This window comes from Paraburkholderia sp. UCT70 (assembly GCF_050434085.1).
GTDB classification, from domain to species: Bacteria; Pseudomonadota; Gammaproteobacteria; order Burkholderiales; family Burkholderiaceae; genus Paraburkholderia; species Paraburkholderia tuberum.
The window spans coordinates 3,313,635-3,333,529 of record NZ_JBNPVZ010000002.1; the positions used below are offsets into that span (position 1 = coordinate 3,313,635).

The window sequence follows — 19,895 nt, forward strand, 5'->3', positions numbered from 1 at the left end:
GGGTAACGCCGGAATTCGCCCGCGTGCCGCCTTCCCGTGAAGGCGGCGAGACACCGAAAAAGCGGCTTGTGGCCACGGAGGATCGCCGGAGCGAGGCCTGCGGTCCGGGCGGTTGTCCCGGGCATGAATGCACGCTGAAAATATACCGGGAGCCCGACTGGATAGGCTTCTTGAACGTGCCATCTTATGCGGCTCTATCGGAACGCTCTTCACCTATAATTGGCGTGGTCATCGTTTTTGTCCCGACAGGTTGAGTTAAATAAGGAGTCCGCGCGTCGACGTGAGCCGATGCACGCGGACCGCCTGCTCATTTGCATCGATCACGAATGCGCGTAGATGGAACCGAGGCCGACGATGCGGGAGCCGTCGTACACGCGATCCGCCGCCGCATGCTTCATCGGCACGTGCGAGCCCGAAGCGGAACTGCCGTCCGCGACGCCACCGTAGGCGGCCGCGTCATGGCCCGCGCTGATGCGCGCCTCGGCCGCTTCGATGTTCTGCGGGTATTGCGTGTTGTCGCTGGCCGGGTTGTAGCCGGCCTTTTCCAACTGGACCAGTTCCGCGCGGACTTCAGCACGTGTGAGTGCCTGTTGCGGTTGCGATTGCGCGAACGAAACGACGGGAACGGCAACGAGTGCGGCGACGATCAGCGATTGAACGAGTTTCATGAGTCTTCTCCGGGTATCAAAACATTCAGGGATCAACGAATCAGGAGTGCGCGTAGATCGCGCCGAGGCCGACGACGTTCGAGCCGTCGTTGGCGCCATTCGCGGCCGCACGCTTCATCGGCACATGCGAGCTGGAAGCCGAGCTGCCATTCGCGACACCGCCGTAGGCAGTAGCGTCGTTGCCGGCGCTGACGCGCGCTTCTGCCGCTTCGATGTTCCGCGGGTATTGCGTGTTGTCGCTGGACGGGCTATAGCCGGCCTTCTGCAACTGGACCACCTCCGCGCGGACTTCGGCACGCGTGAGCCCCTGTTGCAGCTGCGATTGCGCGAACGAAACGACGGGAACGGCGACGAGTGCGGCGACGATCAGCGATTGAACGAGTTTCATGAGTCTTCTCCGGGTATCGAACCATCAGGGATAAGGATTGAGCGGGACGCGAAGCCATCGATGCAGATATACACTGTGCCGTCCCGCCTGATTCACACGCAACGTTGTGAATCAACCTTGCGTGAAGACATTAGAACGCTCCAACGTATCTGCAATGTTTTCGTCACCCCCCATTTCTGCAAGCGTGTTTGTCTGCGTATGCCGTTGATACATTGCGATACAAAAACCCACTTCCGAACATGCCGTGCAGGGCCGGCATCGCATGTGTCGTGCGGGTTGCAGGAGTGTTGCAAATGGCCCGCTCATGAAAAAACCCCAGCAGCCGTACGTTCGACTGCTGGGGTTCCGTTCAGAAGAAGCCGGCGCGCCGGCTCCATCAAAGGCGGGTGACGTCGAGAATCGCATCCGCAAAGGCTTTAGGCGCTTCCTGCGGCAGGTTATGGCCGATGCCGCCGCTGATATTGCGGTGCTGATACTTGCCGGTAAACTTCTTCGCGTATGCTGCGGGCTCGGGATGCGCGGCGCCGTTCGCATCGCCTTCGAGTGTGATGGTCGGCACCGCGATCGTCGGTCCGGTGGCGAGGCGCTTTTCGAGTTCGTCGTATTGCGGCTCGCCCTGCGCGAGTCCCAGACGCCAGCGATAGTTGTGAATCACCACGGCAACATGGTCCGGGTTATTGAACGATTCGGCGGAGCGCTCGAACGTGGCGTCGTCGAAATTCCATTTCGGCGAGGCGGTATGCCAGATCAGCTTGTTGAAGTCATGACGGTTCGCTTCATAGCCCGCGCGGCCGCGCTCCGTGGCGAAATAGAACTGATACCACCACGCGAGCTCGGCCTTCGGCGGCAACGGCGCGCGGTTCGCGTCCTGGCTGCCGATCAGATAGCCGCTCACCGACACCATCGCCTTCACGCGTTGCGGCCACTGCGCGGCGATGATGTTCACCGTGCGCGCGCCCCAGTCGAAGCCGCCGAGCACGGCCTTGTCGATTTTCAGCGCGTCCATCAGGTTGATGATGTCGACCGCGACCACCGCCTGTTGACCGTTGCGCGGCGTATCCGCCGACAGAAAACGCGTGCCGCCGTAGCCACGCAGGTAAGGCACGATCACGCGGTAGCCGGCCGCCGTCAGCAACGGGGTCACTTCGGCGAAGCTGTAGATGTCGTAAGGCCAGCCATGCAGCAGAATGACCACCGGTCCGTTCTGCGGGCCCGCTTCCGCGTAGCTGACGTTCAGCGTGCCCGCATTGATCGAGCGAATGTTCTCGAACGACGCCACGCGCGCGCCCGCTTTCGCATTGCCGGCCGCATCGGCCGATTGCGCATGCGCGAGCCCGCTCAGTCCCAATTCGAGCAGGCTGATACCGGCAACCGCCGTTCCGAGAAAGCGGCGGCGGCGACTATTGATCTGATCCGACATGGTTGTTCTCCTTCAGGCAAAGGCTTTGATACGGAATTGATCGGGTCCGCTCGCGCGATATCGCACAGCCGCATGCGAACGCCGCGCAGGGAGAGCAGACTTCAATGGCAATCTGAAACGAATCGAACGAGACGGGTAGAACGAATCTGAAAACGAAGATGCCTTGACGACTGAACCACTGGCTTACCGCTGTCGCACCGCTTGAGATAGATAGTGACAGCGCAAGCGTTCATCAGCAAGAGCAACTAAGTTCACATATCGTTGCCTTGTAGGCAACACATTAATTGCAATCGACAAATCACATGCGCGAGATCAACCAGCAACGCCTTCGCTACTTCAACGAGGTGCTCACGCACGGCACCATCCGCGGCGCCGCCGAAAGCATCAATACGTCGCCCTCCGTGATCACGCGGCAGATCAAGCTGCTCGAGGACGAACTCGGCGCGGTGCTGTTCGAGCGGCAGCCGCGCGGAGTCAGGCCGACCGAAGCGGCCACGCATCTGCTCGAATTCTGGCGCGGCTACCGTTCGCAGCAGGAGAAGCTCGAAGATCAATTGCATGCGTTGAAAGGCCTGCAGCGAGGGCAGATCCGGCTCGCGGTCAGCGAAGGCTTCGTCGATACGCTGGTCGACAATGTGCTCGCGCCATTCTGCGTCCAATATCCAGAACTCGAAATCGGCCTCGATATGCTCGCGGTCGACGCGATCCAGGAAGAAGTCGCCGAAAGTCGTGCGCATATCGGGCTTGCGTACAATCCGCCGCCTCATGCGCGCCTCGAGCATCGCGCGAGTTCGCCGCAGCCGGTCGTGTTGTTGCTAAGAAGCGACCATCCGCTCGCGAAGCGCAAGCGACCCGCGACCCTCGACGACCTGCGCGCGTGGCCGCTCGCGTTGATGCCACCGACCTTTGGGATCGGTCATGTCGTCAAGATGACGGAACTCGCCGAAAACGTGTCGATTCCCGCGACGCTGACCACCAACTCACTGAGCGCATTGAAGCGCTTCGTCACGGTCGACAACTTCATGACACTGATCGGCGAATTCGCTGCCTACCGCGAAATCGCGAGCGGCGAATTGACGACGATACCGATCGCGCATCCGCTGTTTTCCGGCGCGCAGGCGCGTGTGCTCGTCAAGACCGGCCGGCCGCTCGCACCGGGACCTCTCGAATTGCTGCGCTGGATCGAGGAGCGTATGCCGATGTTCTCCACGTCCAGTGCAAATAGCGTCGCAGCCGCGACCGGAACCGCTGTGCGTAAGCGCAGGGCGCGCTGAGCCAGCGTTCGGCTACCGCCGCCGCGCCCCCCGCGCGCATCGGTTCCTCAACCGATTTGTGTCGCAATGTATCCGCGCCATACGCAGACACACTACATTGCAAGCGCGCCTGATCCCCGACATAAACCAGATACGTGCGGGCGTTCCAATACGGCCATCCCAGCCAACGGAACGCCCATCATGCACAGTACTCTCGAAACTCCGCTCGCCCTGCTCGCCGGGCTGCTGACGATTGCCTCTCCCTGCGTGCTGCCGGTGATGCCGATCCTGCTCGGCACTTCCGTCGAACGACCGAGCCGCACGCGGCCACTGTTCATCGTCGCCGGCTTCATTCTGACTTTCGCGTCTTTCGCGCTGCTATTGGGCGCGGTGTCGAGCACCGTGCACGTCGCGCAACAGGTACTGCGCAATACCGGCATTGCGTTGCTCGCACTGTCCGGGCTTCTGCGTATCTGGCCGCGACCTTACGACTGGCTCGTCGCGCAACTGCAAGGGCCGCTCGACCGCATCGGCGCGGCCATTGCGCCAGGGACGCAACCCGGCAGCGGCAACGCGGGCGGCTTCGTGCTCGGCATGTCGCTAGGCGCGGTATGGACGCCCTGCGCCGGCCCCGTGCTCGCGTCGATTCTGGTGCTCGTCGTGAAGGCTCAGGATCTCGGTTGGTCGGCTCTGCTGCTCACGCTGTATGCGATCGGCGCGGCGATTCCGATGCTCGCGATCATCTACGGCGGCCATTACGTGACGCGTCATGTACGTGTGGTCTCACGTCACGCGGAGCGCCTGCAACAGGTATTCGGCGTACTGGTGATGCTGACCGCCCTCGCCATCTATTTGCAGTACGACGTGCTGCTGTACGCGCGGCTCGCCGGTCTTTTCCCCTCACTCAAAGGACTTTGACATGACTACCCGCTTGAAAACCTTCGCACTGTCCACCGCGTTTGCCGCCTGCGCGTTGATCGCGACGAGTACGGTCGCCATCGCCGCGCCGCAGGAAAGCGGTTCGCCCGCACCCGAGCTCACAGGCATCACGCAATGGCTCAATAGCGAGCCGCTCAAATTGCAGCAATTGCGCGGCAAAGTGGTACTCGTCGACTTCTGGACCTATAGCTGCATCAATTGCGCCAACACGCTGCCTTACGTAAAAAGCTGGAACCAGAAGTACAAGGATCAGGGGCTCACGGTGATCGGCGTGCATACGCCGGAATATCCGTTCGAACGCGACACCGGCAACGTGAAGACCGCGCTGAAACGGCTCGGTATCAGCTATCCGGTTGCGCAGGACAACCAGTACGCCACCTGGAATGCCTATAACAATCAGTACTGGCCCGCGTTCTATCTGATCGACAAGCAAGGTCATATCGTCTACACACACTTTGGAGAAGGCGACTATGCGCAGACCGAAGCCAGGATTCAGGCGCTGCTCGCGCAGAAGAATTGACGAAGCGTTTGCTGACTCGTAGAACGGGAGAGCCCGCTACACCCACGCGATCGGGTGCAGCGGGTCTTCGTTTTTGGCGGACGACTAAAAGAGGTAATTGGCGAAAAGGCCGTACGTAATCTGACTCGTCTTTTCGGTGATGGGACTGTCGGTCGCGTCGCCGCGCAGCCACGCGAACGACACGCTCGCGCCGACGTTCCAACGCGTCGCGATCCGGTAAGCCCCGTTGACTGAGAAGCGCAACTGGTTCACACCGGAGCTGGCCGAGTAGGTCGGCAATCCCGAGCGCGCGCTCGGCCCGGAATTCACGCCAAAATAGGTTTCGTTGTACTTGTCGCTTCCCCACGTCAGGCCCGGGCCTGCGCTGAGCGTCAGTTGCGGAATGGGTTGATAGCGTCCCAACAGATCGAAAGTCGCGACGGTGCCACGATCGTTGCCGGCAATATCGGTCAAAACGCTCGCGCGTGCCGTGACGAAATCCCACGTATAAACACCGAACAGCTCCGCGTGCGCGGTGCGTTTGACGTCGCCGAGTCCGTGCAGCCGCGAGTCGTCGGACTCGCTGCGCGGTTCGATGAAATCGTAGGTCACCGCCGCGCCGACGCGCCAGTTACTATCACGGTACAGATATGCGCCCAGCGATAGCACCGACCCCGCGTCTGGATTCGCGCCGATAAAGAAGCGGTCGTAATTCACGCTCACCGACGGCACCACCTCCCATTTCGTGCCACTCGCGCCCGGAAATTTCGGCATGCTCACGACCCCTGCGCCAACCGCAAAGCGCCACGGGCTCGCGCTCGCGCCAGGCGCCTGCGTCACTTCCGGCGCGCCGATGGAGAACAGGCTTTCCGACAAACCGAGCGTATCGTCGGCCATCGCGGTGACGGCAAACAGCGACAAACCAGCCCCCGCTAGCACCTTGAGCATACGCGGCTTTGACACATCGATCATTTCTGTTTCTCCGTGAAAAAATTAAAAAAGACTGAATGCGATTTTTCCGATCCCGGCATTCATGGAGTGGCGACGAAATTGTGAAATAGTTGAGTTTCTAATTGCAGCGGCGTTAAAAGAATGACCGGTCGCCTCGCTCGATAATGGCGATGATAGAAGATACGTTTGTAATAGCCGATGCATCCGCTTTATTGGGACGTTGGTTTGGCACGTCTCTCCCCCCAAGCAGGGTAGGGAATCGCGCCTTATTTCGGGGGATTCACTTACAGAATACGTGGCGTGAGCATAGCCCGTTCTTTTCGCCCGTCGCAAGCATATTTTTCTAATTACATGCTGCGACCGCGTAATCGAGTAATAGATGCAATTTCAATGCTTGTATCAAGCGGCGCGGAATTTGCCATCCTCGTTCGCAGGCGATAATCTGTGCGGGCTTGACTTTCGCGTCGCCAAGTGTGAAATGTAGTTAGATGGCGGCTTTCGATGCACGGTGATCTACGTTACGGGTGAGCTATGCCTTCAGGAAAGTACATCGGCAATAAAACAGTCAGTCCATCGTTTTCATGTCTTTGTGACAAGTCTCAAGCGCAGTATGCCAACCGCCGTATCAGTGCCGATCTGTCGCGGCGCGGCTTCGTCACCGGTCTCGCCGCTTCGATGCTGAGCCTGGTTCTGCCCGGTCTTGGCAATGCTCAAACCACCCAACCGCCAGCACCGCCGGCCAAGCCGGTGCTGTTCACGAACTTCCGCTTGTTCGATGGCAAATCGTCGACGTTGCGTGAAGGTCTCTATATGGTTGTCGAGGGTGACAGCATCAGCCAGTTGGGTCGGGGTCAACCGGCTTCGATCGACGGCAAAACGCTCGTCGATTGCGGTGGCAAGGTGATGATGCCCGGCATGATCGACATGCACTGGCACGCGCTGCTCGCGGCAGTGCCGATTCAGGTGATCCTTCAATCCGACATTGCATTCGTTCATCTTGCGGCAAGCGCTGAAGCCGAACGTACACTACTGCGCGGCTTCACAACGATACGCGACGCGGGCGGCCCGTCATTCGCCCTGAAGCAGGCGATCGATAGCGGCATGATTTCAGGGCCACGAATCTATCCGTCCGGCGCGATGATCACGACCACCGGCGGTCACGGCGATTTTCGTGCGCTGAGCGATCTGCCGCGCACCGGCAGCCAGGTCACCCAACTGGAACGGGACGGTGGCTTCGCGATCGCCGACACCGAAGACGAAATCCGCTTGCGGGTGCGCGAGCAGTTCATTCAGGGCGCGACGCAGATCAAGCTGGTCGGAGCCGGTGGGGTATCGACGCCGCGCAGCCCGCTCGACATGCTCACGTTTACCGAAAAGCAGTTGCGCGCGGCCGTCGAAACAGCGGCCGACTGGGGCACCTATATCCTCTCGCATGCGTACACCCCCGAAGCGGTTCAGCGCTCCGTTGCGGCAGGCGTGCAGTGCATCGAGCACGGTCATCTGATGGACGACAGGACCGCGGCGTTGATGGCGAAGAACGGCACGTGGTTGAGCACGCAGCCGTTCGTCAACGAAGACGACGCGGGTCCGCTCGCCCCACCGATCCGCGAAAAATTTCTTCAAGTGATCGCGGGCACCGACAGGGTTTTCAAACTCGCGCGCAAGCATGGCATCAAGGTCGCGTTCGGCACGGATCTGATCTTTTCGCAGCGCCGTGGCCGCACGGCAAGGCACGATGCTCACGCATATGAAGGGGTGGTATAGCGCAGCCGAAGCATTGGGCATCGCAACGGGCACCAATGGCCAACTACTCGCGCTGTCCGGGCACCGCAATCCGTACCCGCGCAAGCTCGGTGTACTCGAGGAAGGTGCGTACGCCGATCTGCTGCTCGTCGACGGCAATCCGCTCGAGAATCTCGACCTGATCGCGAACCCGGAGCAGAACCTGCGCATCGTGATGAAGGATGGAAAGTTCTACAAGAACACGCTGAAAGCGTAATCAGCAATACAGGCGGGCGCGCAACCTGGCGCGCCCGCATTCGCTACACCGTCACACTATTTAGCCGTGCCCCTGCAGACGGATGTCGCGCGACGATGCGCCGACGTACACCGAGCTGCCCGGCACATAGAGCCAACGGTTGCTCGTCGTATCCCACACGCTCTGCATGCGCTGCGTCACGACAACGTGCACACGACGCGATTCGCCCGGGTTCAGACCCACCTTGTCCCAGCCGACGAGACGCCGCGGCGGTTCACCCTGATACGGCACGCCGAGGTACACCTGCGGCACTTCCGCACCGGCGACGCGACCATCGTTACGCACGTTGAACGACACGTCGATCAGGCCGCCCGGCAGATGCTGAACCGACAGACCCGAGTATGCGAAGTGCGTGTACGACAGGCCATAGCCAAACTCGAACATCGGCGTGATGTTCTGCGAGTCGTACCAGCGATAGCCCATATCGAGCTTCTCGGCGTACACCGGGTTCGCCGCAAACGCGCCATTCGTACCCCACGTCGGCGTATCCTGGTCGCGCACCGGGAACGTGACGGGCAGCTTGCCGGAAGGATTGACCTTGCCGAACAGCACGTTCGCAATCGCGTTGCCGCCGCCTTCGCCCGGATACCACGCTTCGATGATCGCCGACACGCTATCCTTCCACGGCATCAGCACCGGGTTGCCGCTTTCGACGACGACGATCGTGTGCGGATTGGCCGCCGCAACCGCTTCGACGAGTGCATCCTGGTTGGTCGGATTCGCGAGGCCCAGGCTCGGCAGATCGCCGATGTCCTCGCCGGCCGGCTGCGCGACCACGACGATCGCTACGTCGGAGTTGGCCGCCAGCGTGGCCGCCTGGGTGATCTGCTGCTGCGTGTAGGCGGCAAACGGCGACTGCTGATCGCTGTTGCCGGCGAAGGTCACGGTGGCCTGCGGCGCGAGCGCCTTGATTGCCGACACGATCGGCGTATTCAATTTCAGCCACGGGTTGGTCCACCAGCTGCAGCCCGTCTCCGTGCCGAACGTCAAGCCGCCGCAACCGGCGAACGCGCCCGTCACCGGATCGCGCGTGTTGCCTGAACCGCCGCCCGTCAGCACCGCCGCATCGGCATGGCCGCCGATCACCGCGATACGCGACAGCGAACCAGCGGCGAGCGGCAGCTGATTGCTGGCGTTCTTCAGCAGTACCATCGATTGCTCTTCGACCGACTGCGTGAAGGCTCTCGCGGCCGAGAAGTCGATGGTCGCGCCACCCTTCGGCGGATCGTCCATCACGCCCGTGCGGATCATCACATACAGCTTGCGCTCGACCATGTCGTCGAGGCGCGCGGTCGACACCGAGCCGTTCGCGATCGCCTGTTTGACCAGCGTGGGCGTCAGATAGACGGTCGAACCGACGTCTTCCTCCTCGTCGAGACCCGCATTGATCGCCGGTGCCGTGCTATGCGTCGCGCCCCAGTCCGACTGCACCTGACCTTCGAAGTACCAGTCGTTCTTCAGCACGTCGTTGAGAATGTGCGGGTTCTCGCAGGCCTGGATGCCGTTGACCTCGTTGTAGCTGCACATCACGCTGCCGGGCTGCGCGCGGCGCGCGGCGATTTCGAACGGCAGCAGATAGAGCTCGCGCATCGTGCGCTCGTCGATCTGGCTATTGCCGCCGCCGCGGTTATGTTCCTGCTCGTTGCCCATGTAGTGCTTGATCGTCGCGATGACCTTCTGGCTTTGCGTGCCGTCGGTGCGCTCGGCGAGCATCTCGCCGGCAAGCACCGGATCTTCGCCGAGATACTCGAAGAGCCGGCCACCGCGTGGCTCACGCGCGAGGTTGGTGCCACCGCCGAGCCCCATGCCGAAGCCCTGCTGACGCAACTGGATCGCGATCTGCTTGCCGAAGTTCCACGACAGCGCGCGGTCCCAGCTCGCCGCTACCGCGAGCGTCGCCGGGAAGGTCGTCGATGGCTGGTTGGTGCTGCCCGAACCCGTGGCCGAGTCGACCATGTTCAGGTCGGGAATGCCGAGACGCGGCACGCCCTGAATGTAGCCCGCGCCGCCGCCCGGCACGGCGGACATCGCGTACTGCGAGTGAATGAACTGCAGCTTTTCGTCGATCGTCATCTGGTTGACGAGCGTTTCCGCGCGCCGATGCGCCGCAGCCGACGCGAACGCGTTCAGCACCGTCGACATGGGCGCGAAGTCGAGACCGGGAGTGGGTATTTCCGCGTGCGCAGCGGCGCTCACGGCCGCCGCATTCGCGACGGCCGGCCATAGTTTCTTCTGCATAGGTGTCTCTCCGAAATTGTGCTTTTCTGGGGCAACGGAGCGCGTCGGGGGGTGGGAAACGGACGCGAAAACAGGCATGCAGCGATGACTGCAAACGTTTGCCTGTGGGAAGAAGAATCGGCGCAACTGGATGGGCTGTAGCGACTCTCCGTGGTGAGTAATGTAGGAATGTAGTCTGACTACAGCATCGGTATTTATACCAATACGTGTAATTTTATGCGTAATGGGGCGTAAGGCTTTTCCGACACAGGCTAATTGAAAGTTATCGAATCAAGGCGAATAAAGAGTCGGAAATTTTGTGCGGGTTTTTATTCAAATTGGTGAGTGGGCATTTGCGCATTGACAACAAAAAATCCGCCGTCTATTTTACTGGAAACTGCATCCCTTAAACTGGATTACATGGACATCAACGCCCAGATCGCGCGCCGGATCAAAGAACTGCGCGACGCTCAAAATTGGTCGCTCGATGCACTGGCCGAGCGCAGCACGGTCAGCCGCTCGAATATCTCGCTGATCGAGCGCGGTCAGAGCAGCCCTACCGCGACCGTGCTCGATAAACTCGCGACCGCGTTGAACGTGCCGCTCGCGTCGCTATTCGAGCAGGATGGCGCGCCGGCTGCCGAGCCATCGCCGGTCAGTCGCGCAACCGAGCAGGCGGTGTGGACCGATCCGAGCTCGGGGTATGTGCGACGTCATCTGTCGCCGACCGCGCGCTCGGCGATCCAGTTGGTCGAGGTCAACTTTCCCGCCGGTCAGCGCGTCAGTTACGAAACCGGCGCGCGCGACGCGGACATTCATCAACAGGTGTGGATGCTCGACGGGTCGATGGAAATCACGGTCGGCGACGCCAGCTGGCGGCTCAAGACCGGCGACTGCCTGGCAATGCGGCTCGACAGCCCGATCGTGTTCCGTAACCCCACTCGCAAACGCGCGCGCTATCTCGTCGCGCTGACCACATCGCCAGTCAACGAACGGAGAAACGGATGAGCGATAACGTGACCATACGGCGCGTCGGCGCGAACGAAGCTTCGGCCTGCGTCGAAGCGCTCGCCGACGTGCTGATCGACTGCGTGGAAGGCGGAGCATCGGTCAGCTTCATGCTGCCGATCTCGCGCGCCTCCGCGCTCGCGTTCTGGCGCAACGTCGCGGAAGGCGTGGCGCGCGGCGAGCGCGCATTGCTGATCGCCGAAGATCGCGACGGCGGCATCGTCGGCACCGTGCAGCTGATTACCGCGCAGCCCGAAAATCAACCGCATCGCGCCGATGTCGCGAAGATGCTCGTGCATAGAAAGGCACGCCGGCGCGGCGTCGCTCACGCTTTGATGAGCGAGCTCGATCGGCTCGCGCGGCAAGAGAAGAAATCGGTTCTGGTGCTCGACACCGTGACCGGTGGCGATGCCGAACGGCTCTATCAGCGCGCCGGCTGGCAACGCGTCGGCAGCGTGCCGAATTACGCGCTGATGCCCGACGGTGCGTTCTGCGACACGACCTTCTATTGCAAGCAACTTTGACCCGCACCAGCGCTCATTCGCTTACTGCGACTGACGCGACCTCGCGTCCCAATCGCTGCACGCGAATCAGCGGCACGAGCGACACGGCGAGGCATGCGAGCACCATTGCCGCGCTCACCGCGAGCAACGCGTGGTCGATGGCCTGCATGAGCGCGACGCGCGCCGCGGCGATCAGCGCGTCGCCGTCGAACCCTGCCGCGTGGGCATCGCGAATGAAGGTCGCGACGTCGCGAGACGTCAGCAGTACTTGCGGGCTGTGCGCGGCGGGCGCAACCCACGGCGCGTCCGTATCGATACCGTGCCCTTGCAAAACATCGGCCACGCGTTGGCGATACAGCACGTGCACGATTGTGCCGACCACGGCCGTTCCAATCATGCCGCCCACCATCCGCGCCGACTGGATCATAGCGGTCGCAATGCCAAGCTGACGCTTGCCCGCCACCTGCTGCGCAAACACGGTCAGATTCGGCATCACGAGACCGATCCCTACGCCGCCCGCAGTCAATGCGGCCATCAACGCATGACTGGTCTCCATGCGTTCGGCCGCGACGCCCCAACACGCCACGCCCAGCAACGCGAAGCCGACGTACAGCAGCAAGTTGGGCTTACGCAGACGCGTGACGACGCGCGTATTCGCGATCGTGCCGACGGTGATGCATAGCACGAGCGGCGTCACCATCACGCCGGCGCGATCCGCGTTGAGACCCATGCCGCCTTGCAGCAGCAACGGCACATAGAACAGCAGCGCGAACATCGCCAAGCCCATCAGCATCGACAACGCGAGCAACGCGATGATGGCCCGCTCGCGCAGCAACGCCGGCGGCAGAATCGGATCGGCCGCGCGCAGTTCCTCGCGCACGAGCAGCGCGCCCGCGCTCAATGCCACCACGCCGAACGCGATCGTCGAAACCTTCAGCGTCTGCTGCGCGAGCGATTCGACGAGCAGTTGCAACGCACCGAGTCCGGCGGCGATCAACAATGCGCCGCGCCAGTCCGGGCTCAGCTTGCCGCGCAGTTGATGGCGAATGTTCGGTAGATGTCGGGCAGTCAGATAAAGACTGAGCACGCCGACCGGAAGGTTGACGAAAAACGCGCAGCGCCAGCCGTAGTGCTCGCTCAGAAAGCCGCCCAGCGAAGGCCCTAGCGCATTCGCGACGCCGAACGCGCTCGAAAACAGCACCTGCCAGCGCAAACGCACGACGGGATCGGGAAACAGATCGGGAATCGACGCGAAGCAGGTGCCCACCAGCATGCCGCCACCGATCCCTTGCAACGCGCGAAACAGCACCAGCGCCTGCATGCTGTGCGCGGCACCGCACAGCACCGACGCGGCCGTGAACACGACGATCGCGATCACGATCAACGGCTTGCGTCCGAACCAGTCACCGAGCCGCCCGAAGATCGGCACCGTGATGACCGAGGCGAGCAGATACGCGGTCGCGACCCACGCATAGAGATTAAAGCCCTTCAGCTCGGCGACGATGGTAGGCAACGCGGTGCCGACCACGGTCTGATCGATCGCGACCATCATCACGACGCTCGACAAGCCAAGCATCGCAAAGAGCGACTGACGGAACGAGCGGGCCGTGGTGGGCGGCGATGTCCCGTGCGGTATGGCGCCGGGTGGCGTGCCGTTGCTCATCGGCGTTCAGGCGCGCTGTGCGGCCGCTTCGCGAGCGACATGCTTGCGCCACGCGAGCCCGGCGAGCGCAACGTCCTGCAAGCCGATGCCGACCGCCTTGTAGACGACGATGTCCTCGGACCGCACGCGTCCGCTGGCGCGCCCTTCCAGCACGTCGCCGAGTTCGACTACGTTGCGCCAGTCGAACGTGCCGGGCGCGGCCTGCACCAGGTCGCCGGCCTCTTCCCTTGCCTGTTCATGCAGTTCAACCACGATGCGCGACGCGCGCGCGAGCGTCGTGTCGTCGAGCTCGCGCGTGTAGGGCAGGCTCGACCCGATGGCCGCGACCATCGCACCGGGCGCAAGCGTCGCGCCATCGAACAGCGCACCGGTCGCGCGGGTCGCGGTGACGATCACGTCGGCATCACGCACCGCCTCGGCGGCTTCGCCTGCGGTGGCCTTCACGCCGCGCGCACGGTGACGCGCGTTGAGTTCGTCGACGACCTGCACCACGTTATCGAGGCCGACGATTCTGAACGACTGCAAACCGGTATGCGCGGCGAGCGCCTGTGCATGCGCGCGCCCCTGCACGCCGGCGCCGAAAATCGCGACGGCGCGCGCATCTTCGCGCGCGAGCGCTCGCACCGCGAGCACCGTGGTCGCGGCCGTGCGGATTCGCGTGAGCGCGTTCGCGTCGAGCGTGGCGAGCGGGCGGCCGTCGTCGGTCGAAAACAGCACGATCGAGAACGAGAAACGGCCGTTGATCGTCGTGTACACCTTCGCGCCGGTCACGCCAGCTTCGGGCAACACGGCGCCGAGCGTCGATAGCTTCAAGCCGCCCGCTTCGGTGCGCACGCGCCGCTGCACCGCCGCGCGTCCCCGCGACAGTGCGCGAAACGCCTGCTCGAGCGTCGGGATCGCTTCGTCGAAACCCACGAGCGCATCGATCTGCGCGTCGTTCAGATGAATCATGGAGAATGCTTCCTTGTGCGAATCTGATGACTGGATGGCGCGCCGCCGCGCGCTACACGAGCGCCGCTGCGGCGTGCTGGAACGTAAAGCTGTCCGAGTACAGGTGATCAACGCTCGCGCCCTTCGCGATGAAGGCGGCCTTCGCCTCTGCGATCATCGCGGGCGAGCCGCACAGATAGACCGCGTGCTCCGACAGGTCCGCATGGTCCTCGCACACCGCATGCTGCACATAGCCGCGCCGCCCGCTCCATGCTGTGTCCGCGCGCGACAACACCGGCACATAGCGGAACTCGTAGAGACGCTCCGCCCAGCGGCCGATTTCGTCATGCAGATACAGGCCATCGGCCGTTCTCGCGCCCCAGTACAGCGTGACGGGCGGGCAATCGGGATCGTCCATCAGCGATTCGAGCATCGCTTTCACCGGCGCCAGGCCGGTGCCGGTCGCGACCATCAGCAACGGACGATAGTCCTCTTCGTGCAGTCGGAATCCGCCGAGCGGCAGCTCCACGTCGAGGCGGTCGCCCGGTTTGAGCTGCGCCACCACACGATCGGTGAACCGGCCGCCCGCGATCTTCCGCACATGAAAGTCGACGAGGCCGCCCGCGCGCGCGGCGGATGCCATCGAGAAGCTGCGATGACTACCGTCTTCGAGCATCACGTTCATGTACTGACCGGGCCGGTAAATCATTTCGGCATCCTCTGGAAGCGCGAGCGTGAGGTGCGTGACGTCGTGCGCCAGCAAGCGTACCGCCTCGACGCGCACCGTATGACGCGCCGGCTCCGATGTCGGCGCACCGGCATGGCCCGCGCCGATCACAATGTCGCTGCGCGGCCGCGCCTGACACGCGAGCGCAAATCCCGCCTGCGCCTCCTCCTCGGTGAGTCCGAGCGGAAACTCCTCGTAGTCGAGCGTGCCCTCGTGCACTTTCACGCGGCACGTGCCGCAAGCGCCGAACTGACAATCGTGCGCAAGCGGCACGTCCGCGCGTAGCGCGGCGGCGAGCAGCGATTCGTCGCGCTCGGCGCTGAAGCACGCTCCTGTTTCGAGCACCTGAATCCGGTATGACATGACGCCACCTCATGACGATGCGATGCGAACGGCAGGACCCCCGGCATGCACCGGCGGCCCGCGGCATCATTTCTTGATGTCGGCTTCCACGAGCACGCTATGCCCCTGCGCCGCGAGCAGATCGTGCAGCCCCTGCAAAGCGGCGAGGCCGCACTGCGTGTCCTGCTCGCCGTTGCCGCCGCTCAGGCCCACACCACCCACCACCTGGCCATCGACGACAACAGGAAAGCCGCCGACGAATGCCGCGAACTTACCCTCAAAGCTCCATTGAATGCCGAACGCTTCGTTGCCCGGCAACGCGGGACCGTTGGGCGGCTGGGTGAACAGATGCGTCGAGCGCTTATGGCCGGCTGCCGTGAACGCCTTGTTCCACGCAATCTGCGGCCCAGTGATGCGCGCGCCGTCCATCCGTTCGAGCGCGAGCGGATAGCCGCCCTCGTCGACGATGCAGACCGATTCGAGCACGTCGATCTGCTGCGCCCGGCCGATGGCCGCGCGGATCATTTCGCGCGCTTCGGCCAGTTCCAGGCGAAATATCTGTTTCATCGCAACCCCCTCATTGTTGATTGATTCATTGATTCGGAAAGCTGATCTCGCCGCGCTCAGATGCCGCGATAGACCGTCTTGATCTGCGTATAGAACTCGAGACCGCCACGCCCCGATTCGCGAAACGTCGACGTGCTCGAACGCTTGAGCCCCCCGAACGGCGCGTTGATCGCGTTGCCCGTCGTCGTGCGGTTGATCTTCACGGTGCCCGCCTCGATGTCGTCCGCGAAGCGGTGCATGTGGCGGGGATTCGACGTGACGATCGCGGCGGAGAGCCCATACTCGGTGTCGTTCGCCTTCGCGATCGCGTCCTCGTAGCTGGTCACGGTGACGATCGCGATCACCGGCCCAAAGATTTCTTCGCGGCAGATACGCATGTCCTGCGTCACGTCGGTGAAGATCGCCGGCGTGACGTAATAGCCGTGCTCGTAATCGGGACCGCTCAGGCGCTCGCCGCCGTACAGATGCGTGGCCTGTGCCTTGCCGGAGGCCACGTAGTCGAGCACGGTGTCGAGCTGCGTCCGGGTCGCGAGCGGGCCGATGTCCATGCCGGGCGTGAGGCCGCTGCCGATCTTGAGCGTCTTCACTTTAGCGAGCAGTTTCTCGCTGAACGCATCGCGCACGCTGTGCATGACCAGCACGCGGCTCGTGCCGGTGCAGGCCTGGCCCGTCAGCGAGAAGCCGCCCTTGATCGTCAGGTCGACGGCGCGGTCGAGATCCGCGTCGTCCATCACGATCAGCGGATTCTTGCCGCCGAGTTCCATCTGCGTGCGCGTGGTCAGTGGTAGGGAGCGATGAATCTGTTCGCCAGCGGCGGTCGAACCGGTGAACGACACGGCCCTGACGACCGGCGACGCGGTAATGACGGAGCCGATTTCCGACGCGCGTCCCGTGATGAAATTCAGTACACCCGACGGCATGCCCGCCTGCGCGAATGCTTCGGCGAGCCGGTAGCCGATCAGCGGCGCATCCGACGACGGTTTAAAGATCACCGTATTGCCGGCGATCAGCGCCGGCGCGATCTTGCGCGCCGGGATCGAGATCGGAAAATTCCACGGTGTAATCACGGCGACGACGCCGAGGGGTTCGCGCTGCGTGTGGACGGTCATGTCGGGATCGTCGCTCGGGAACGTCTCGCCGGAATACGACTGACCTTCCACCGCATAGAAACGCAGCACCTGCGCCGAGCGCAGAATTTCGTCCCTGCTCTGCGCGAGCGGCTTGCCTTCTTCGCGCGTGAGTTCGTTCGCGAATCCGTCCGCATGCTGTTCGAGCCACGCCGCCGCGCGATTGAGAACGGCCGCGCGCTGCGCGACCGGCGTGCGCCGCCACGCGGCGAACGCGCCAGCCGCCGCGGCCAGCGCGGCGCGCGCGTCCTCGGCCGAAGACGCCTGGAAGCGGCCGACGATGTCGCGCGTATCGGCGGGATTCACGTTGTCGAACGTGCCGCCGCTCACGCTGGCGGTCCACTCGCCCGCGATGAGATTCTTGAACTCTGGTGTTGCCGGATTGCTCATGACGGATACCTGTGCTGTTGCCGCAATGGCCGGCGCCATGCCGGCGGCTGGCTCGCGGCGATGCCAACGGAAGACGGCGCCGCGTTGCGCGCGCCGCCGCGGGTTCAACTCGCGAGTTCGAGTTCGGGCAGCGCCAGATCCTGCTCGACGTAGTCGTAATAGAGCGCGGTCGTATAAAGCAGACGCATCTGCGCGCCGATCTCGCAGATCTTCAGGCAGCGTTGCTGCAACTCGGGCGTGTCGGCATGTTCGAGCACGATCTGATAGCCCCGCTCGCCATGAATCTCGTCCGACACGATGTGCAGATCGAAGAACTCCACTTCCTCGTCGGTGAACTGGTATTTGTCGCGCAGCGTCGGCGTCTGCTTGCGATAGATCGACGGCACCTGCGATTCCAGACCCACGACGAGCGCCGCGACCGCGACGATCGGGTCCTCGCGCATCGCCACCGAATAACACCATGCCTGCAGGCCTCGCGTGGTCGGCGACATGTTGTCGGGATCTATCACGCGCTCGCGCGTCGTGCCGCACGCTTCGGCGAAACGGATCAGCAGATCGGTATGACGGTCACCGCCGATTTCCTCTTCGTACATGTTGGCGAGCAGAAAGTCCTTAGCCTCGGTGAAGCGGTCCGGCGTGCGCGCATAGATGTAGGCCAGATAGTCGGCGAACGGGCCCACGTAGTGATAGTGGTTCTCGGCCCAGCGCGCGAGATGCGCGCGGCTCAGCTTGCCGCTCGCCCACGCGATGCTGAACGGCGCCTTGTTCGCACTCTTGCCTTTGATGGCTTCCTCCAGCGCGGCGCGGAAGTCATCACGGTTCATCAATTCAGCCATTTCAAGCTCCTGACAGGTAGGGAAAAGGTTGGCGTTGTCGAAAGCCCGAATGCCGTCGGGCACGGAAGGAATAGTTGAGCTAGTGTAGCTCGGTTAATGAATACTGTATACTGCAATGCCTGAATTGCGCAAATCGTTCGAGGGAAAGCGCTCCGTCTACGCGCCGCTTCATTGCGGCCTTTCCGCGGAAAACCCGGGAAAAGCGGACCTATATGCGCGCCAACTGCCGCTGTCTTCGGCCCTCGCCGAGGCACCATCCGGTAGTAGACGGTATACTATATTCTTTTTTTTCGACTACACTAGATCCGAGTGAATCACGGAGAGCGTTATGCCAACAGTGGTATTTCACAAAAACGGCGCGACCCATCAGGGCGAGGTCAAGGAGAACACCAACCTCGTCGTGCGCGCCGGCATCAAGCAATTCCCGTTTCCGCATCTGCGCTACGAATGCGGCATGGGCAAGTGCTCGAAGTGCGCGTGCCGCGTGATGTCCGGCGCGCAGTATCTGCCCGAGCCCAACTGGAAGGAAAAAAAACAGCTCGGCGAGCGGCTTGCGCAGGGTTATCGCCTCGCGTGCCAACTATGGATCGAGCACGACATCGAACTCGCGCAGGACGATCTGGAGCAGGCAGCATGAATACGCGCTCCGTCGCGGCCGGCACGCACGTGATCCTGACGAGCAAGCCCGGCCAGTACCGAACCGAGGCGACCGAAGGCATCGTGCCGCTCGCCACCTTCGACTACCTCTACGGCGGCCGGCATATCGCCACGTTCGTCATCGCCGCGCTCATGAAAGAAACGAAGATCAGGGTGATCGACGAAGCCACACCGTCGGCGGTCAATCTCGTTCCCACCAGGTTCCTCGAAAAATTCGCGACGCCTGAAGCCGCGCTCGAGTCGCTGCGGCAGCTCGCGGGCCACGGCAACGGCGCCGCGCAACTGACCCCGCGCTAGTTGCCGCGCCGTTTCATCCCCTCCTCTCCGAACCCAATACGTAAGCCTCCGAATGATCCAGATTACTTTCCTCAGCAACGACAGCAAGTCGGTGAGCGCGCCGCCCAACAGCAATCTGCTGCGCGTCTCGCTGCGCGAAAAGGGCGGCATTCCGTTCAAATGCGGCGGCGGCTTGTGCGGCACCTGCAAATGCAAGGTCGAACACGGCATCGAACATACCGATAACGTGAAGGACAAGGAAAGACGCCATCTGAGCGAAGACGAAATCAAAGCTGGCTATCGGATGGCCTGTCAGACTTTCGTCAATGGCAACGTCAGCGTGTCATGGTGAGTTAGCAACACAATGTAGTGAGTCAAACCGGGACGCCGGCTTCGATGCACTGAAGCCGGCGTTTTTGCTTGTCGTTGCGAGGCGTAAAACGTAGGCCGCAACTCGCGGGCAAAGCGCGCCGACGATCAAACCGCCAAGGCCTTG

The 19,895-nt window shown here is 62.6% G+C and carries 21 protein-coding genes; 10 read left to right on the forward strand and 11 right to left on the reverse strand.

Annotated elements, in window-relative coordinates:
- Positions 1–320 precede the first annotated feature (320 nt).
- From OKW41_RS17605 to OKW41_RS17615, 3 genes are all read right to left on the reverse strand, one after another.
- On the reverse strand, positions 321–668 hold the full coding sequence (locus tag OKW41_RS17605; protein WP_429444317.1) for a DUF4148 domain-containing protein: 348 nt from the start codon (positions 666–668) through the stop codon (positions 321–323).
- 40 nt (positions 669–708) lie between these two features.
- Positions 709–1,056: a DUF4148 domain-containing protein gene (locus OKW41_RS17610; protein WP_429573308.1), complete on the reverse strand. Its 348-nt coding sequence runs from the start codon at positions 1,054–1,056 to the stop codon at positions 709–711.
- Positions 1,057–1,432: 376 nt separating this feature from the next.
- The gene (locus tag OKW41_RS17615) at positions 1,433–2,476 is read right to left on the reverse strand and encodes an alpha/beta fold hydrolase (protein WP_429573309.1); all 1,044 of its coding nucleotides are present in this window, start codon (positions 2,474–2,476) and stop codon (positions 1,433–1,435) included.
- Between the two features lie 302 nt (positions 2,477–2,778).
- Here OKW41_RS17615 and OKW41_RS17620 point away from each other — a divergent pair, with 302 nt between their 5' ends.
- The 3 genes from OKW41_RS17620 to OKW41_RS17630 all read left to right on the forward strand — a co-directional run bounded on the left by OKW41_RS17620 (position 2,779) and on the right by OKW41_RS17630 (position 5,188).
- On the forward strand, positions 2,779–3,750 hold the full coding sequence (locus tag OKW41_RS17620; RefSeq protein ID WP_429573310.1) for a LysR family transcriptional regulator: 972 nt from the start codon (positions 2,779–2,781) through the stop codon (positions 3,748–3,750).
- Positions 3,751–3,930: 180 nt separating this feature from the next.
- Positions 3,931–4,647 carry a cytochrome c biogenesis CcdA family protein gene (locus tag OKW41_RS17625; RefSeq protein ID WP_018423741.1) on the forward strand — a complete coding sequence of 239 codons (717 nt, stop codon included), beginning with the start codon at positions 3,931–3,933 and terminating at the stop codon, positions 4,645–4,647.
- 1 nt (position 4,648) lies between these two features.
- Positions 4,649–5,188, forward strand: a complete 540-nt coding sequence (locus tag OKW41_RS17630; RefSeq protein ID WP_018423742.1) for a thioredoxin family protein — start codon at positions 4,649–4,651, stop codon at positions 5,186–5,188.
- Positions 5,189–5,272: 84 nt separating this feature from the next.
- Here the strand turns inward: OKW41_RS17630 and OKW41_RS17635 are convergent, their stop codons facing one another.
- Positions 5,273–6,139, reverse strand: coding sequence for a MipA/OmpV family protein (locus OKW41_RS17635; RefSeq protein ID WP_429573311.1), 867 nt, complete (start codon positions 6,137–6,139; stop codon positions 5,273–5,275).
- A 510-nt stretch (positions 6,140–6,649) separates the two neighbouring features.
- On the opposite strand from OKW41_RS17635, the gene OKW41_RS17640 reads away from it, so the two are divergent.
- Entirely contained in the window at positions 6,650–7,882 is a 1,233-nt protein-coding gene (locus OKW41_RS17640; RefSeq protein ID WP_429573312.1) for an amidohydrolase family protein, read from the forward strand.
- On the forward strand, positions 7,854–8,117 hold the full coding sequence (locus OKW41_RS17645; protein ID WP_429573313.1) for a hypothetical protein: 264 nt from the start codon (positions 7,854–7,856) through the stop codon (positions 8,115–8,117). The genes OKW41_RS17640 and OKW41_RS17645 overlap by 29 nt, the downstream gene beginning before the upstream one ends.
- Before the next feature lie 60 nt (positions 8,118–8,177).
- On the opposite strand, the gene OKW41_RS17650 is transcribed toward OKW41_RS17645, so the two are convergent.
- Positions 8,178–10,394, reverse strand: a complete 2,217-nt coding sequence (locus OKW41_RS17650) for a beta-glucosidase (protein WP_429573314.1) — start codon at positions 10,392–10,394, stop codon at positions 8,178–8,180.
- Between the two features lie 399 nt (positions 10,395–10,793).
- Between OKW41_RS17650 and OKW41_RS17655 the strand changes: the two genes are divergently transcribed.
- Positions 10,794–11,381 (forward strand): helix-turn-helix domain-containing protein, encoded by a 588-nt coding sequence (locus tag OKW41_RS17655; RefSeq protein ID WP_429573315.1) that lies wholly within the window; start codon positions 10,794–10,796, stop codon positions 11,379–11,381.
- On the forward strand, positions 11,378–11,905 hold the full coding sequence (locus OKW41_RS17660) for an N-acetyltransferase family protein (RefSeq protein ID WP_429573316.1): 528 nt from the start codon (positions 11,378–11,380) through the stop codon (positions 11,903–11,905). The genes OKW41_RS17655 and OKW41_RS17660 overlap by 4 nt, the downstream gene beginning before the upstream one ends.
- Before the next feature lie 13 nt (positions 11,906–11,918).
- On the opposite strand, the gene OKW41_RS17665 is transcribed toward OKW41_RS17660, so the two are convergent.
- The 6 genes from OKW41_RS17665 to OKW41_RS17690 form a co-directional block, all read right to left on the reverse strand.
- Positions 11,919–13,547, reverse strand: coding sequence for an MFS transporter (locus OKW41_RS17665; protein WP_429573317.1), 1,629 nt, complete (start codon positions 13,545–13,547; stop codon positions 11,919–11,921).
- A gap of 6 nt (positions 13,548–13,553) precedes the next feature.
- Positions 13,554–14,498 (reverse strand): ornithine cyclodeaminase family protein, encoded by a 945-nt coding sequence (locus OKW41_RS17670; RefSeq protein ID WP_429573318.1) that lies wholly within the window; start codon positions 14,496–14,498, stop codon positions 13,554–13,556.
- Positions 14,499–14,550: 52 nt separating this feature from the next.
- Complete coding sequence (locus OKW41_RS17675; protein WP_429573319.1) at positions 14,551–15,567, reverse strand: 2Fe-2S iron-sulfur cluster-binding protein; 1,017 nt, start codon at positions 15,565–15,567, stop codon at positions 14,551–14,553.
- A gap of 66 nt (positions 15,568–15,633) precedes the next feature.
- A complete protein-coding gene (locus OKW41_RS17680) occupies positions 15,634–16,113 on the reverse strand; it encodes a GlcG/HbpS family heme-binding protein (protein ID WP_090807607.1) in 480 nt (159 codons plus the stop codon).
- Positions 16,114–16,169: 56 nt separating this feature from the next.
- Entirely contained in the window at positions 16,170–17,630 is a 1,461-nt protein-coding gene (locus tag OKW41_RS17685) for an aldehyde dehydrogenase family protein (protein WP_429573320.1), read from the reverse strand.
- Between the two features lie 104 nt (positions 17,631–17,734).
- The gene (locus tag OKW41_RS17690) at positions 17,735–18,466 is read right to left on the reverse strand and encodes a TenA family transcriptional regulator (protein ID WP_429444330.1); all 732 of its coding nucleotides are present in this window, start codon (positions 18,464–18,466) and stop codon (positions 17,735–17,737) included.
- 328 nt (positions 18,467–18,794) lie between these two features.
- Between OKW41_RS17690 and OKW41_RS17695 the strand changes: the two genes are divergently transcribed.
- From OKW41_RS17695 to OKW41_RS17705, 3 genes are read left to right on the forward strand one after another with little or no spacing between them, the layout of a single operon-like run.
- On the forward strand, positions 18,795–19,103 hold the full coding sequence (locus OKW41_RS17695) for a 2Fe-2S iron-sulfur cluster-binding protein (RefSeq protein ID WP_187627150.1): 309 nt from the start codon (positions 18,795–18,797) through the stop codon (positions 19,101–19,103).
- Positions 19,100–19,420 carry a hypothetical protein gene (locus OKW41_RS17700; protein ID WP_187610618.1) on the forward strand — a complete coding sequence of 107 codons (321 nt, stop codon included), beginning with the start codon at positions 19,100–19,102 and terminating at the stop codon, positions 19,418–19,420. The genes OKW41_RS17695 and OKW41_RS17700 overlap by 4 nt, the downstream gene beginning before the upstream one ends.
- Positions 19,421–19,472: 52 nt before the next feature.
- Positions 19,473–19,751 (forward strand): 2Fe-2S iron-sulfur cluster-binding protein, encoded by a 279-nt coding sequence (locus tag OKW41_RS17705; protein ID WP_429573321.1) that lies wholly within the window; start codon positions 19,473–19,475, stop codon positions 19,749–19,751.
- The last annotated feature ends 144 nt before the right edge of the window (positions 19,752–19,895 follow it).

Coding starts and splice junctions, on each gene's coding strand:
- OKW41_RS17605 (WP_429444317.1), bottom strand. CDS start 668: ATGAAACTCGTTCAATCGCTGATCGTCGCCGCACTCGTTGCCGTTCCC.
- OKW41_RS17610 (WP_429573308.1), bottom strand. CDS start 1,056: ATGAAACTCGTTCAATCGCTGATCGTCGCCGCACTCGTCGCCGTTCCC.
- OKW41_RS17615 (WP_429573309.1), bottom strand. CDS start 2,476: ATGTCGGATCAGATCAATAGTCGCCGCCGCCGCTTTCTCGGAACGGCG.
- OKW41_RS17620 (WP_429573310.1), top strand. CDS start 2,779: ATGCGCGAGATCAACCAGCAACGCCTTCGCTACTTCAACGAGGTGCTC.
- OKW41_RS17625 (WP_018423741.1), top strand. CDS start 3,931: ATGCACAGTACTCTCGAAACTCCGCTCGCCCTGCTCGCCGGGCTGCTG.
- OKW41_RS17630 (WP_018423742.1), top strand. CDS start 4,649: ATGACTACCCGCTTGAAAACCTTCGCACTGTCCACCGCGTTTGCCGCC.
- OKW41_RS17635 (WP_429573311.1), bottom strand. CDS start 6,139: ATGATCGATGTGTCAAAGCCGCGTATGCTCAAGGTGCTAGCGGGGGCT.
- OKW41_RS17640 (WP_429573312.1), top strand. CDS start 6,650: ATGCCTTCAGGAAAGTACATCGGCAATAAAACAGTCAGTCCATCGTTT.
- OKW41_RS17645 (WP_429573313.1), top strand. CDS start 7,854: ATGCTCACGCATATGAAGGGGTGGTATAGCGCAGCCGAAGCATTGGGC.
- OKW41_RS17650 (WP_429573314.1), bottom strand. CDS start 10,394: ATGCAGAAGAAACTATGGCCGGCCGTCGCGAATGCGGCGGCCGTGAGC.
- OKW41_RS17655 (WP_429573315.1), top strand. CDS start 10,794: ATGGACATCAACGCCCAGATCGCGCGCCGGATCAAAGAACTGCGCGAC.
- OKW41_RS17660 (WP_429573316.1), top strand. CDS start 11,378: ATGAGCGATAACGTGACCATACGGCGCGTCGGCGCGAACGAAGCTTCG.
- OKW41_RS17665 (WP_429573317.1), bottom strand. CDS start 13,547: ATGAGCAACGGCACGCCACCCGGCGCCATACCGCACGGGACATCGCCG.
- OKW41_RS17670 (WP_429573318.1), bottom strand. CDS start 14,498: ATGATTCATCTGAACGACGCGCAGATCGATGCGCTCGTGGGTTTCGAC.
- OKW41_RS17675 (WP_429573319.1), bottom strand. CDS start 15,567: ATGTCATACCGGATTCAGGTGCTCGAAACAGGAGCGTGCTTCAGCGCC.
- OKW41_RS17680 (WP_090807607.1), bottom strand. CDS start 16,113: ATGAAACAGATATTTCGCCTGGAACTGGCCGAAGCGCGCGAAATGATC.
- OKW41_RS17685 (WP_429573320.1), bottom strand. CDS start 17,630: ATGAGCAATCCGGCAACACCAGAGTTCAAGAATCTCATCGCGGGCGAG.
- OKW41_RS17690 (WP_429444330.1), bottom strand. CDS start 18,466: ATGGCTGAATTGATGAACCGTGATGACTTCCGCGCCGCGCTGGAGGAA.
- OKW41_RS17695 (WP_187627150.1), top strand. CDS start 18,795: ATGCCAACAGTGGTATTTCACAAAAACGGCGCGACCCATCAGGGCGAG.
- OKW41_RS17700 (WP_187610618.1), top strand. CDS start 19,100: ATGAATACGCGCTCCGTCGCGGCCGGCACGCACGTGATCCTGACGAGC.
- OKW41_RS17705 (WP_429573321.1), top strand. CDS start 19,473: ATGATCCAGATTACTTTCCTCAGCAACGACAGCAAGTCGGTGAGCGCG.